Below are 10,702 nucleotides of genomic sequence, written 5' to 3' on the forward strand. Positions count from 1 at the left end.
ATTCTTGCATATGATATTCCATACATATTCCTTAGCGCTTTATTTTTCAGCGCTGGTCACAAGATCCCAGCCACGGTTTTTATCCACCCATTTCATACTTAGCCAATACCACAAGGTCATCGGCAGCATCATGGCAAACCATTCCCAGTCATCGATTAAAAACAGTTTTGCTATCCAGGGGTTGTCGTAATAAAAAACCCAGGGTACACAATAGATGCTAAACAGCAAGCTACTCCAAATGAGTATCAAGGCACCTCGACGTGTCTCTATACTCGAAAAAGCTAAAAAAACCCAAAGCGGTATGTTGTTATCTTTTTGCACGTGATGCTCCTTTCATAGTCCTTCATGGTTGGTTATTTAAAACAATGATCAGTCTTCAGCAAACTGTTTTTGAACTGCAGTGAGGCGCTAAAAACTTACATCTTTACAATATTGCCAATCAGCAATACCCGCTTGATCAAGCGGCTGTGAATAATCAGCCAAAAATTATACACCAAAATATTAGCGATACAGTTTTGGTCAGTAGCCAGCAAAATATAGGGCATATGACGCAATAACAATAAGTTAAATGACATAGTTCATTAGCTAGGCAGTTAATTTCTAATATTAGCAAATAATTTAGTTAATTGATTCCTAGTGTTTTACTGGGTTTTGGTATGAAAGATGATAATGATTATCAGTTGATTCGGTTTTAATCAGGTTGGATTTGCTAATTTGGTATTAAAAATGCTGCCTGATAACGTTAAATTACCCAATCAACTAAGCTACTCCCGTCGTGAGGCGGGGTCAGAAAGCCACGGTTCTTGCCTAGCAATAGCAAGAAGGCCGGGTTGCCTCCCGGACGTGATGGGGAGGATCGCAAAGGGTAAGCGCCAGGTTTGCGGACATCGCTGTTTTTCTTAAATGATAATTACACAGTGAAAGAGGATCGAAAATGAATAAGAACAAATTACTTGGTGTTGCAGCAGGGGTTGTTGCGGCGTTGGCTAGCGTATCATCCGCTCAAGCGCATCAATACTATAATTTAACCGGCGCTGGTGCCGTGGGTTCTGCTGATTCCGCGATTGGATTCGGCATAGCCAATAGCATCAATGGGACCGACGGCGTTTCAGCCAATTCCAACGGCACCAATCGAATTGCCAACGGCACCAACACCTATGATCCATTAAATCCTGGCGTTAACAATTTAATTCCCGGTACCGGTACAGCTGCCACGACTGCTACCGAAATCCCGGGTAATCTGCCCTATATGTGGTATTCCGGACAGCATTCCAAAGCAACTGGCGTGACTAAGCGCGAGCATTACACCGGTTCCAGCGTCACCGATAATACCGGTAACATGTTGAGCGGATTGAGTGCAACTGCTTCGGACAACACCAGCTTGACGTTGCCAAACGGTCAAGTTCTTAACGCGCCCGCCGGCGCAAACTGGGGTACCAATAATACCGCTAGTTTGTGGAATGCCTATAACGCCAAAAATACTGGTGGCAATGCCGCAACCTGGGGTACCACCATGGCCGATTTGCCGGTTGACGGAGATCACCCTTACCAGGCGGTTGCAGGTAATTCCACCCAGACCAGTTTAGGTTTGGATTATGGTTTAATCCATGTCAGCTGTGGTGCAAATACCGCCGCTGATAACTGCGCATCATTAGGCGATATTCTTACAACCATCACCATCAAAAACGACAGCGACTATGCTGCTAACAACGGATTGTTGGATGTGGCTTTATATCGTAACGTCGACACTAGTCTGACGTCCGACCGCAACGCACAAGATACCTTTGGTGCCAGCGGTTTTCAAGGTTCCAGCCTGGGTGACGCTATCTGGACAGCCAGCATGAGCAGTGTAGGTGATACCCTGTTTTATTCTTTTATCTTCGATCAATCTGAGTGGTTAGCAACCGGGACCTCCGGTTATGAAACCAATGGCTTCTACACTTTGGTGATTGGTGCCCACGGCGGTACCGGCGCCATTTCGGATGCTGTGTTATACGATGTTCTGGTGACTACATCGCCGGTACCGGTTCCAGGTGCGGTCTGGTTATTTGGCAGTGTGCTGGCCGGATTTATGGGCTTTGGACGACGCAAACAAAAAGCTGTAGTATAAGCTCGATACAAAATTGCCGGTGTTATGCCGGCAATCAGTATTTTTTAACATTTAAGGGGATATCTCCATGATACATCTTAATCTGAGCAAATTGGCGCTGGCAGGCGCCATAGGTGCTTTGCTGACCGCGTCTGGTGTTGCCAATGCGCATGTAACCTATAACACGAATGGCGCACCAGATAACCCGGACGGTTCCTATGCAGGCCCTTGGACTGATAGTGATCCTGGATATACTGGTGATCTGCCCGCCACTTGGGTTGCGATGGTTCACAACGATGGTGGCGTAGCCAACACTCAAACAGCAAGCTCTGCGGGAGCTGGTTTTGCCTTGGGCATGGGCGCAAGATCGTATAAAGATGGCGCTACCAACTGGGGGCATTCTGCTGATTACGGTTTATTTAAGCTGGCAGCCGATGCTACGGTAACCATCACTGTTTCCTCTGACAGTTCCGATTTACGTCCTGGCTTCGGCTTGTGGAGCGGTTGGGCAACCGGTGGTAGTCGTCATGGTCCTTATCTTGCCAATGGAGCAGTAAGCCCTATGGCAGCCAATCCATTGGGTTCAGGGTTGGGTTTGGTTGATGCCAATGCCTGGACATATGCAGCCACTCAGGGAACTACAGCTACAGCTACCTTGAGCCGCTTTTTGACTGCCGGTAATTATACGCTGATTCTAGGTGGTTATGATGGCACTACACCAGGCACAAATCTCCTTTATACCGCAACCATTTCGGCTGCAGCATCGCCAGTTCCAGTTCCCGGCGCAGTCTGGCTGTTCGGAAGCGCTATTGCTGGGTTGGTGGGTGTAAGCAAACGGAAACGCGCCGTTTGATCGGAATCTAAGGAAAAGGGATCGCCTAACGGAAACAGGCAACGCGTTTTGAGCAGGGAATATTAAAACGCAGGACATTGACGGATTAATTTAGCAAGGACACAAGCAACCCCGAATTTTGGCATGAAGCCGGTTCGGGGTTTTTTATGCAAGATGAGTTTTAGGTTAATTGAGCATCAGTGCTTCATGAAACAAATCTCCAGCAGTTAAACTGAGGTTTTGATGTTGTGTGATTTACTGATTTGCTTAGGCCGATAATGATGTAGCCATGGGAACCCGTGCAGCCTAAAAAACCAGTTGATGAGATTTTCGAATAATGAAAAAGCTCACCAAGTGGCTACTTAGCTGAGTTTAACTGTTTCAGAGTTGTTAATATTGAAACTAATCGTTCAAACAAACATCCAGTGTAAAGCATTCAACATCTCTATCTAAAAGCCAAAAAACCAATTGTTTGCGCCTAAGCGGTTAAACAAAAAGTCTTTACAGCTAGATCATGCTAACGGTTGAAAAAACTTTATAACGACCCGAAATACTCAGCCAAAGCTTTAATATCTTCATCGGACAGGTTTTTGGCAATGGCATTCATTTGGCCAGCTTTACGTGTGCCGCTTTTAAATTCATTAAGTTGTTTACGTAAGTACTGTGGATGTTGACCCGCCAGTTTAGGAAATTGGCCATTCCCTTGCAGCTTATTGCCATGGCAACCCATGCACATAGCGGCTTTGTCTTTACCTTCTGGCGCCAGTTTGGCGTCGCCACCAGCTGATTTGCCAGGCAAGCTGGAAAAGTAGGCAGCCAGATTCTTGATGTCGGCATCTGATAAGTCGGCGGCTATGGCACTCATAGTCGGGTTTTCTCGTTCGCCGGATTTAAAATGCTTTAATTGGTTTTCAAGATAAGCGCTGGTTTGACCAGCCAGACTTGGAAACATTCGATTTTTGCTGACACCTGCATCGCCATGACACCCCATACAAATGGCTGCCCGAGTCTTGCCGGCATTAATGTCGGCAGCCTGTGTGGGTGATATCAGTAGTAACAACATAACGCTAATACCAATTTTTAAATAGCTATTGTTCATTTCATTGACCTCGAAGGCTTGTTGTACAATCTAAAGTGCCGATAATGCTGACCAGTGCTCATCATAAGCAGCGAACAGGCCATTAGCAAATTCAAATTCCGGCTTATCAATACTTTTCAAAGGATACCCATGCCCTGGCTTTTACAGCTTTTTAATCAAGATTCGGTGCCTCACGCCGTTCTAATCATCAGTTTGGTGGTATCAACCGGCCTGATTTTAGGGCGGCTGTCAGTTGCAGGTATTGAATTAGGTATCGCCGGGGTGTTATTTTCGGGGTTGATTTTCGGGCATTTTGATCTCACCATCAACCCTGAAGTCATGCATTTTCTGCGTGAATTTGGTTTGATTTTATTTGTCTACGCCATCGGTCTACAGGTGGGCCCTAGCTTTGTCAGTTCTTTTTTCAAGTATGGTTTGCGACTTAATGTCATGGCTGCAGGTATTGTTGTACTAGGTGCATTGATTGCAGTGGGTGTTGGCGTGGTCGGTAAAATCCCCATGCCGGTGGCAGTTGGTTTATTTTCGGGAGCGACCACCAACACACCCTCGCTGGCCGCCGCGCAGCAAGTGTTAAGTGGTTTACCGGATATCAACAGTGAAATCATGAAAATGCCTGGATTGGGTTACGCAGTAGCGTATCCTTTTGGCATCATCGGTATTATTTTGTCTATGTTGCTGGTGAAACGGCTCTTTAAAGTTGATATCAACGGTGAAGCTAAGGCTTTTGCATTTGATCAGCAACAGCAAGCGCAAATACCGGTTTGGGAAGATTTGGTGGTGGAAAACCCCAATATTCATGGTTTAACGATAGAACAAATTCCGTTTTTCGAAGGCATGGGCGTGGTAATCACCCGCATTCTGCATAAAGGAGGCGATGATGTTGCCATTGCGGCGCGCGATACTCAGTTAATGTTGGGCGATACTGTGCGCTTGGTGGGAGAGCGTGAGCAGTTGCAACGTTTAAAAATTCTTATCGGTCCGGATGCCGAAATCAATTTACAAGAAATTACCACAAACTTGCTTAGCAAGCGCTTGGTGGTGACAAATGAAGAGGCTATCAATCAGACCATTGGTGATTTTTGTGTGCGTTATGGCGTCATCATTTCCCGTGTCTTTCGCCCGGATGTGCAATTTACCCCTACCAGCGCGCTGCGCGTACACTTTGGGGATGAATTAAATGTAGTTGGTAGTCATGAGGCTTTGGAAAATATTGAAAAAGTCTTGGGCAATTCTTTAGAAGAGCTCAGTCATCCACAAATTATGCCAATTTTTATTGGCATCAGCTTGGGCGTGTTGCTGGGTAGTTTGCCGTTTAATTTACCTGGGGTGCCGACAGAATTGAAATTGGGTATGGCTGGTGGGCCGCTTTTGGTAGCTATCATGCTTAGTAGAGTCAGTAATTGGGGTACTTTAAGTTGGCAACTACCCAAAAGCTCCAATATGATTTTAAAGGATATCGGCATAGTCTTATTTTTGGCCTGCGTTGGGTTGTATTCCGGCGACCAGTTTTTGGAGACGCTGTTTAGGGGTGATGGTTTTTACTGGATGGGCTGCGCTACCCTGATTACCTTATTGCCATTGCTAATTGTCGCCTTGATAGGTCGTATACTATTTAAGCTTAATTATTTGTCGCTTTGCGGATTGCTGGCGGGCAGTATGACTGATCCACCGGCACTTGCATTTGCCAACAGCCTACATGCGTCGGCGGCCGTCTCCATAGCTTATGCCAGCGTGTATCCACTGGTGATGATTTTAAGGATTATCGCTGCTCAATTGATTATTGTCTTGGTCTATTGATGGCATGTTGCCCAGGGAGCCAAATTTAGCCCCGTTTGATGGCGAACTTTATTGGTTGTCACCGTTTTATGCCAAGGAACAGGCCGATGCTTATTTTCAAAGGCTATCCGAACAACTGGACTGGCAGCAAGAAGAATTATTTATATATGGTCGCCGGTTAAAAGTGCCGCGTTTAATGGCTTGGTATGGTGATGAAGATGCGCATTATCGCTACTCCGGTGTCGATCATCAGCCGCAAGCCTGGACAAATGATTTATTGGCGTTAAAGGCTGATATGGATGCGATTTGTGGCCAAATCTTCAATAGCGTGCTGGCTAATTTGTATCGCGATGGTCAAGATTCCATGGGTTGTCATGCCGATAATGAAAAAGAGCTGGGTCTGCACCCTATTATTGCCTCGTTAAGTTTTGGTGACAGTCGTTTGTTGCGTTTTCGACACAATAAAACCCGGCAAAAACTGGATGTTGAGCTGGCTCACGGCGATTTATTGTTGATGGCAGGTAACTTACAGCAGCATTGGCGGCATGAGTTGCCGAAAACCCGCAAGCCCAAACAGCCGCGTATCAATTTGACATTTAGGCACATAATTTTGTCTCACTAAAAGCTGGGACATAACTGATGAATTCAAATTCCTCTAATAGGAGGCTGTCGTAAAAGGTAAAACTATTCCTTCTCCCTGCGGGAGAAGGTTAGGATGAGGGTATATAAATCAATGCTTATATTGTTTGTTCCCCTCGCCCCCCCCTGCGGCCAGGAGAGGCGGCTTTTGCAACAGCCTCAATAGGCTGAATTTAATTTTTCTGCAAAGTAAACGTCCGCCTCAATCCCAAGGTGGTTCTTGACCACAATAGGCGGTGAAGTCATTGATGGTAGGGTGGGTGAATGTACCTGAATTAGCGGTATTTGATACAGTAATTTCAGTAGATAAGGTCGAATTCAGTTGGCCCGCATCCGGCTGCCATTGTGTAAAAAGTCCAATGTCTTTGCCTGTTGGTACATACCATTTTTTTATACTAGCGTCCCAGCGTGCGCCCAGCGCTTTTGCAGCGTCTTTCTGGGCGAAGGGTACATTAAGATAGGTTTTTTTTTCAGCCATTGTTGTTGCCAAGAAAGGATTTTTTATAGTGCATTATTGTAAATGATGATGAATCGAGTGTTTTGTCGAAATCAAGAAGTTCACCAATCGCAGAGCCTACGGGCCTTAATTCTTTGGTAGCTGACTAATATGCGTAGGCGCAAAGTTTTTTGGATAATTGGAATGATGGTTTTCAGTTACAATGCCAGTGATTAAGTGATTTTTTGAATAACAATAAATAAATTAACAAAAATAGTCGTCAACGGCTTGTTGTTATTGAAAAACACTATTCATTAATCTTATATCTTAAGCCAATACAATATTCAGAGGTAATGCATGGAAATCTTGGGTTTATTAGTCGTTCTCGTCGCGGCTTACTGGGCAAAAAACAATTTACTAAAGCCCGATACGTCTAAAGCTATTGACGACTCCTGCCGCAGAGCGGTGGATTCAGTCAAAAAAACGTTCAGTAATAAGATTGAAAACGTTGCCGAGGTTCCTGAGCGACAGGATGTGGTTGCTCCTGTGGTAGAACAACCGTCACCAGTGGTTGACGAGCATTTAAGCCAATCGAATCAAGTTACTCAAAATATTGCAGCCCCTGCAGCAGCAGTCAGTCAAACTGTTGTAGCCAAAAAATCACCTGCAATAGTATTAAATCCGGTACCTGAAGATTCCGTTCTAAAACGACATTACCAAACACAGCTGGTTGCAGAGCGGGTATCCATTACGCACCCTTATCCAACAGATTCTGTATTGCGTCGGCATTATGAGACCAGTTTGCAGGCCGCATTTAATTTAGTAGCAACTGCCCCCAAAGCTGATGCTGTGGAATTGGTGGTAGCAGCAATTGAACCGGTCGCCGCAGTTACGACTATTGCAAATGAACAAAGCTTTCCTGAAGACTCCGTGTTAAAGCGCCATTTTACACAGTTAATTGAAGCTAGCGAGGCAGCTTGAGCTTTTACGGATAGGTATTGAAAGGATTTTAGTTAAGGCCTGGAAGTCGTCTTCCAGTAAGGATTCGCGTCAGGCTAACCGGCCTGACGCTCTTTCGACTAGGGACTGGCTCGTCTTTGTACCAGTTTTAAGCGTTTACAAGATTAGTTTTAGCCTTTTCCCGGCAGCATGCCGACAGAACCTGGTTTTATGCGTTTGCAGGTAACGACCACATCTTCCTGATAACATTTTTGTAAACTACCTGGTTTTTCGTCGCAGGGATTGCATACGGTATTGCCGACGGTTTTTATTTCATCCAAATGCCAGCCATAGCCTTGTGTTTGACAGAAACGCTTACTGTATCTGTCCACGGTGTAGGGTTTAGCCGCCGCTTGTTTTGCTTGGGCTTCTACAGCGCAATGGGCGGGTAGGGTATTGGCCATTAAGTCTCTATAGATATATTCGGTAGCCCCGGCTGAGCCGGATAAGCATAGGGATAGTAAAAATCCGCTTATTAAATATTTTTTCATGATTTAGTCTCCACGCTCACTGATAACCCGGATATTCATCTGCCGGTTTTCTTCGATGAGTTGTTCTTTGATAGGCTCAAACTTTTCGTTTTCGTTAAGTTTGACCGCCAGTATTGCGCCCACTAAAACTACTGTTGCCAATACCATGTATAAAATAAAATGATCTTTTTCTGGTTGTTCTGCCTGTACGTTCACGGCTATTTCTCCTTAGGATTTTAAATCGGCCAAAGCCGCACCAAAATTGATGTGAAATACTTGGCCCTCTAGTACCAGAGCGGGGACGGATTTAACACCGGCCGACTCTGCGTCACTGATGCGCTGGGGTTGTTCTCCAAGGTGAACAATATCCAGCGGAAATTTGTCTTGATTTAAGCTGCTAAGCAGCATTTGTTCGGCACCCATGCAAACTGGGCAGCCCGCATGATAGAAAATGGCGGTTGACATGTTCGACTCCTTATTTATAGCGAGTCGAAACAATAATCCAGGTGGGAGTGTTTGTCAAACAAATATCGTTTCGATAATTGTAGGTCGGTGCTAAACAAGTAAAAATTTCCCTAAATACTTTTCCATGTTTTCATTAATCGGATCTTGCCGATTTGAAATGGGAAACGGCACCCAGCAGGCCGATTACAAAAAAAGCCGTACCTACAAGAGTAAAACGCAGATTGGAAACTTGGATAGTCAGGTCATCGGTAGCGTAAAGCATGATAATGACAGCAACGGTTCCCCAGCCAATAAAACGCAACACAGCAGCAGCGACAAGGTTGCCAAGGGATTCAGATTCACTCACAGGGGTGTCCATTTGATAGGCTACAAAGCCGCTCATCAATGCAGGCAGTATGCCCCAGCGCATATGTTGGGTAAAGCTTTCCAGAAAGCTGAAATGCTCTTTTTGATAAAAGGTTAATTCAAGAATCAGCGCTGATACCGAGGTGCTAAAAATGAAGCCGGTTATCATCATGGCTATGTAGAACCCGTAGTAACGATCAGATTGTTCCTGTTCGTGCCGGATGAATAGGGTTCGTGAGATAAAGACCAGCCCTATTGGAAAAACGTACATCGGAATGGCATAGCCGATCCAGCGGAACGTCGTGAAACTAAAGTGTGCTAGTGGGGCATCTGGAAATAGGAACGCATTATGTAATGAAACCGCAGTCTCACGACCCAACATGACGCCGATAGATGTAACTGCAGTGAAAAGTAATACATATTTATAAGTATTTTTCAGGCGATTCTCATGTACCTTGCCGCCAAGTTGCTTAACCGTTGACCATATCTCCTCCTCGCTACCACTGCCAAATACGATCAGAGAAGCGAGTAAACGACAAAGTAAACCGTCGAGTTGCTCAAGAGCCTTTATCAAATTGACTGTCTTGGTATAGTGCGGTTCTGCGGCTTTCCATATAGCCACTTTTTCTGACATCGCATTATAAGAGATGCAAATTTCCCCCCATTTCAAAGAAGGTTCGTTAAAAAGACGCCGAAAAGATGAATCGTTGGCGTAATTTTGGATATGGTCAAAAAGCAGTGAATTGTGAGCCCATTTATATTCAACCGTGGCGCTGGATTTTTCGAAATCACCGGGGTCTATGCTCGGCACCAGTAGACGGGTGGCAATCTGTGCTTTTAATTGATCATCAACCGCTGATAATCGCGATGTGAGTAGAGCGTTATAGACTTCTACAGCCTTGGTCGGAAGTGAAAACGCGTCATGGATGCTATCTCTTAAGATCAGCAGAGGATTAAATTTGCTTTCTCTGTCGACAAAAAAAAGAAACAGCCCGGCGGCAATCAAGGGTATCAGTGTGCTGCCATCTAAACCATTAAGCAGATTCAGCCATTCTCCGGAGCGAAAACTGCTTACAGTAAGCGTCACCAGCGGCTCCAAAGGCAGCCAATGCAAAGTCAACAGCCAATAGAGTGCTGTCATAAAAATACAATATGAGGCAATGCCTGTCCAGTAGGTGCTTCTATGAACAAAGTATTGCGGTAGTGTGGGCTCCTCGCCAAGCTGAATTCGTCGTTTTTGGAATGATCTATAGGCCAGAAAAAATACGGCCACGGTTCCAAGAAACTGTACCGCAAAGTTAATTATGAATTCGACAGTCATCGTGAAGTTGCTCCAAGTCACTTTTCACAGGGTTTCTAATTTTAGGGAAAACCTAAAGTTATGCCAGATTATAAACGTGCTTATAAACAATACCGGGCGTTTTTTTTATGCAAGTTTGGCAGTAGCCGGGTTGGAGTAATGGATTTGATCGAATTTAGCTAAAGAATTTGCCATTTTTTATAACGATATTAGTTGGGGGTGGTGATTGTTGAAAATATGGCATATGACACA

At 45.0% G+C, this 10,702-nt stretch carries 13 protein-coding genes and 1 riboswitch; of the genes, 5 read left to right on the forward strand and 8 right to left on the reverse strand.

Translation table 11 applies throughout. The annotated features are described in order from the left end of the window. Positions 1-39: 39 nt before the first annotated feature. Both A1359_RS01670 and A1359_RS22175 read right to left on the reverse strand, forming a co-directional pair. Positions 40-321, reverse strand: a complete 282-nt coding sequence (locus tag A1359_RS01670; protein ID WP_066977072.1) for a hypothetical protein — start codon at positions 319-321, stop codon at positions 40-42. 95 nt (positions 322-416) lie between these two features. Next, complete coding sequence (locus A1359_RS22175) at positions 417-575, reverse strand: hypothetical protein (RefSeq protein WP_157200430.1); 159 nt, start codon at positions 573-575, stop codon at positions 417-419. A gap of 178 nt (positions 576-753) precedes the next feature. Then, positions 754-838: riboswitch (cyclic di-GMP riboswitch) on the forward strand. 96 nt (positions 839-934) lie between these two features. On the opposite strand from A1359_RS22175, the gene A1359_RS22630 reads away from it, so the two are divergent. Together A1359_RS22630 and A1359_RS22635 are read left to right on the forward strand one after the other, a co-directional pair. Continuing rightward, positions 935-2,110, forward strand: a complete 1,176-nt coding sequence (locus A1359_RS22630; protein WP_066977075.1) for a hypothetical protein — start codon at positions 935-937, stop codon at positions 2,108-2,110. Between the two features lie 67 nt (positions 2,111-2,177). Then, on the forward strand, positions 2,178-2,942 hold the full coding sequence (locus A1359_RS22635) for a hypothetical protein (RefSeq protein WP_066977078.1): 765 nt from the start codon (positions 2,178-2,180) through the stop codon (positions 2,940-2,942). A gap of 514 nt (positions 2,943-3,456) precedes the next feature. Here the strand turns inward: A1359_RS22635 and A1359_RS01685 are convergent. After that, the gene (locus A1359_RS01685; RefSeq protein WP_066977083.1) at positions 3,457-4,020 is read right to left on the reverse strand and encodes a c-type cytochrome; all 564 of its coding nucleotides are present in this window, start codon (positions 4,018-4,020) and stop codon (positions 3,457-3,459) included. A 129-nt stretch (positions 4,021-4,149) separates the two neighbouring features. On the opposite strand from A1359_RS01685, the gene A1359_RS01690 reads away from it, so the two are divergent. Both A1359_RS01690 and A1359_RS01695 read left to right on the forward strand, forming a co-directional pair. Next, entirely contained in the window at positions 4,150-5,817 is a 1,668-nt protein-coding gene (locus A1359_RS01690; protein WP_066977086.1) for a putative transporter, read from the forward strand. Continuing rightward, a complete protein-coding gene (locus A1359_RS01695) occupies positions 5,801-6,418 on the forward strand; it encodes an alpha-ketoglutarate-dependent dioxygenase AlkB family protein (protein ID WP_332310056.1) in 618 nt (205 codons plus the stop codon). Before A1359_RS01690 ends, A1359_RS01695 begins: the two co-directional genes overlap by 17 nt. Positions 6,419-6,637: 219 nt before the next feature. Here A1359_RS01695 and A1359_RS01700 read toward each other — a convergent pair whose 3' ends face one another. Further along, entirely contained in the window at positions 6,638-6,913 is a 276-nt protein-coding gene (locus A1359_RS01700; protein WP_066977088.1) for a DUF5710 domain-containing protein, read from the reverse strand. A gap of 315 nt (positions 6,914-7,228) precedes the next feature. Between A1359_RS01700 and A1359_RS01705 the strand changes: the two genes are divergently transcribed. Beyond that, a complete protein-coding gene (locus tag A1359_RS01705) occupies positions 7,229-7,852 on the forward strand; it encodes a hypothetical protein (RefSeq protein WP_066977091.1) in 624 nt (207 codons plus the stop codon). A gap of 149 nt (positions 7,853-8,001) precedes the next feature. Here A1359_RS01705 and A1359_RS01710 read toward each other — a convergent pair whose 3' ends face one another. The 4 genes from A1359_RS01710 to A1359_RS01725 form a co-directional block, all read right to left on the reverse strand. Continuing rightward, entirely contained in the window at positions 8,002-8,361 is a 360-nt protein-coding gene (locus A1359_RS01710) for a hypothetical protein (protein ID WP_066977094.1), read from the reverse strand. A gap of 3 nt (positions 8,362-8,364) precedes the next feature. Then, positions 8,365-8,556: a hypothetical protein gene (locus tag A1359_RS01715; RefSeq protein WP_066977096.1), complete on the reverse strand. Its 192-nt coding sequence runs from the start codon at positions 8,554-8,556 to the stop codon at positions 8,365-8,367. A 12-nt stretch (positions 8,557-8,568) separates the two neighbouring features. After that, a complete protein-coding gene (locus A1359_RS01720; protein ID WP_066977099.1) occupies positions 8,569-8,805 on the reverse strand; it encodes a thioredoxin family protein in 237 nt (78 codons plus the stop codon). A 133-nt stretch (positions 8,806-8,938) separates the two neighbouring features. Next, positions 8,939-10,471, reverse strand: a complete 1,533-nt coding sequence (locus A1359_RS01725) for a hypothetical protein (RefSeq protein WP_066977102.1) — start codon at positions 10,469-10,471, stop codon at positions 8,939-8,941. Positions 10,472-10,702 lie beyond the last annotated feature (231 nt).

It is taken from the genome of Methylomonas lenta (genome assembly GCF_001644015.1).
Classification (GTDB): Bacteria; Pseudomonadota; Gammaproteobacteria; order Methylococcales; family Methylomonadaceae; genus Methylomonas; species Methylomonas lenta.